The 2,840-nt window shown below is 35.9% G+C and carries 6 protein-coding genes; all 6 read left to right on the top strand.

The window, feature by feature from the left end; genetic code table 11:
* Positions 1–830: helix-hairpin-helix domain-containing protein (locus ACXJIE_RS04745; RefSeq protein ID WP_456479828.1), on the top strand; the 830-nt coding region annotated here is incomplete at its 5' end.
* A 23-nt stretch (positions 831–853) separates the two neighbouring features.
* The gene (locus ACXJIE_RS04750; RefSeq protein ID WP_456479829.1) at positions 854–1,063 is read left to right on the top strand and encodes a hypothetical protein; all 210 of its coding nucleotides are present in this window, start codon (positions 854–856) and stop codon (positions 1,061–1,063) included.
* Positions 1,064–1,309, top strand: a complete 246-nt coding sequence (locus ACXJIE_RS04755) for a type II toxin-antitoxin system RelE family toxin (RefSeq protein WP_456479830.1) — start codon at positions 1,064–1,066, stop codon at positions 1,307–1,309.
* Entirely contained in the window at positions 1,306–1,809 is a 504-nt protein-coding gene (locus tag ACXJIE_RS04760) for a YbhB/YbcL family Raf kinase inhibitor-like protein (protein WP_456479831.1), read from the top strand. The genes ACXJIE_RS04755 and ACXJIE_RS04760 overlap by 4 nt, the downstream gene beginning before the upstream one ends.
* Before the next feature lie 101 nt (positions 1,810–1,910).
* Complete coding sequence (locus ACXJIE_RS04765; protein WP_456479833.1) at positions 1,911–2,276, top strand: putative metalloprotease CJM1_0395 family protein; 366 nt, start codon at positions 1,911–1,913, stop codon at positions 2,274–2,276.
* On the top strand, positions 2,273–2,840 hold a 568-nt coding region (locus ACXJIE_RS04770; RefSeq protein ID WP_456479832.1), incomplete at its 3' end, for a riboflavin kinase. The genes ACXJIE_RS04765 and ACXJIE_RS04770, both read left to right, overlap by 4 nt.

The following is a 2,840-nucleotide window of genomic DNA, read 5'->3' on the forward strand; positions in this document are numbered from 1 at the left end:
TTAATAAAAAAATCAACATCATAACCCCTACTACAAAAGAGAGAAAAAGCCTAATAAAACTTGCAAAATTAAATGCTCTTGAAGTGATCAAAAACCAAAAAGAAAATAATATTTTAGATGAACTTAAGATACTATTCAACCTTGAAAACATTCCGTATAAAATTGAAGTTTTCGACACATCACACATGCAGGGTGAGGCAACGGTCGGAGCAATGATAGTGTGGGAAAACGGAAAATTCAAAAAAAGCGATTACAGACACTATCACCTCGAAGGCAAAGACGAATACTCACAGATGAGGGAGCTTCTGACAAGAAGGGCACAAAATTTTGAAAAGTCCCCTCCCCCGGATCTGTGGCTCATAGACGGCGGCAAGGCGCAGCTGAATCTGGCAAAAGAAATTATCGATTCAACAGGGGCCAATATTGACGTTCTTGCAATATCAAAAGAAAAAATCGACGCAAAAGCGCACAGGGCCAAGGGTAAGGCGAAGGATAAGATATATTTTATCAGTGAAAAGTTAAAAGTGAAAAGTGAAAAATTAATAGATAAAATTAATTTAAGTGAGAATGACAAGAGGTTGCAGTTTTTGCAGATGCTGAGGGATGAAGCGCACAGGTTTGCAATAGAGTTTCACAGAAAAACGAAAAGAAAACGCGATACACAAATAGATCTACTGCAGGTAAAAGGTATAGGTAAAGCCAAAATGACAAAACTTTTGAATTATTTCGGAAGTTTTGATAATATAAAAAAAGCGAGTTTCAACGAATTAAAAGAAGTCTTAAACGAAAAAGACGCAAAAGCGATAACGGAATTTTTTAAATCAAAATGATATAATAAAAAAAAGGATTAAAAATGCATACAATTACTTTACAAGTCCCAGACGAAGTTTATCCGCATTTAAATTACATTATAAACAATTTACCAAACGTTAAAATTATTGAAGATTTAGTAATTGAATCTCTTAATGAAAATGATGAAGATTATAAAGAAATACAAAAAATAAAATCCCAAAAAAACAAAAAATACTCATTTGACGAGGCAATGAAAATATTAGGCGTTTAAATGGAAATTGTTTTTGACGAAAAAGCAATCAAAGATTTAAAAAAACTTCCTAAAAACACTATTATCAAAATAAAAAGCAAAATTGAACTTTTAAAAAATTTTCCTGAAACTCCGAACATAAAAAAACTTACCAACTTTCATCCACCTTACAGATTAAGGGTAAATGATTACAGAGTGTTATTTGACATCGAAAACAACATTATAACGATATACAGAGTAAAACATCGAAAAGAGAGTTACAAATGAAAAAACTGATAATTTTAATTGCCGGGTTTTTGTTTGCGTTTGAAATATATTCCCCAGCTTTTAAAAACAACTCTTTTATTCCTAAAAAATACACATGCGAAGGTGCCGATGTTTCAATTCCCCTGATTATTAAAAACATTCCGAAAAACACCAAAAGCTTAGCTCTGATTATGCAGGATCCAGACGCACCGTTCGGGGTGTTCACACACTGGATTTTATACAACATTCCTTTAAACACATCCGAAATACCTGAAAACCTGCCAAAAACACCCTTAACAAAATTCGGATTTCAGGGTATTAACAGTTTCGGCAAAATAGGATACGGGGGTCCCTGCCCGCCTCCTGGTAAACCCCACCATTATATTATTACCGCCATTGCGTTAAACAAAAACATTGATTTAAAACCGGGCTTAACAATTCAAAAGTTTTTGGATAAAATTAGAATATACGTAAGAGGCTATGCACAATATATAGGGTTGTATAAAAGGAGTATAAAATAACACTGAACGCCGCAGGCTCAAACACTTACAACATCACACCGACTCCCACAGATAATAAAACACTTAAAAACAATCAAACAGACCCTAAAATCCAGCAGGAAATTGCTGAACTTCAGGCTATTGACACAAAAGTAAAAGCCCACGAAACGGCACATCAGGCTGCGGGTGGCGGATTTGCGGGAGCGCCGAGCTATACAAAAATAAAAGGACCCGACGGTAAAGAGTACGCCGTAACCGGAGAAGTGCCTATAAAGATAGTAAAAGGCAAAACCCCTGAAGAAACGATAAAAAACATGCAGCAGATAAAAGCCGCGGCCCTTGCACCCGCCGACCCGAGCCCTCAGGATCTGAAAGTAGCACAGACGGCGGATGTGATTGCCGCAAAAGCGTCTTTGGAGCTTTCACAGGAAAAATCCGAAGACAACAACTCACCAGATAAAAAATTCAAAATAGACCTATACACATGAGAGCTGCAATAGGCGGATTTGACGGAATGCATCTGGGACATCAGGCTTTGATAAAAAGAGCAGATATGCTTGTCGTTATTGAAAAAGGAAGTAACTTAACACCGGGCACCGACAGGTGCGATTACACAACGCTACCTTGTAAATTTTTTGATCTGAATGACATAAAAGATCTGAGCCCGATTGAGTTTATATGTGTTCTAAAAAAATTAAACATTACAAAAATTGTAGTAGGCAAAGATTTTAGGTTCGGTAAAAACAGAAGCGGTGATTTGAATCTTTTAAAAAAACATTTTGAAGTTGAAGCAATAGAAGAAGTGAAAATTGACGGCATCGGGGTGCATTCAAGAATAATAAGGGAATTTATCAAAAACGGAGAAATAACCAAAGCAATCAGATTTTTAGGACATACTTACAAAATAAAAGGGAAACGGATCAAAGGCCAGGGGCTTGGAAGCAAAGAGCTTGTCCCGACAATTAATATAAATCCTGTAAAAAACTATCTTATTCCAAAACCGGGCGTATATATTACCCTCACTAACAAATACCCCTCTTTAACTTTTATAG

The organism is Nautilia sp. (genome assembly GCF_053994455.1).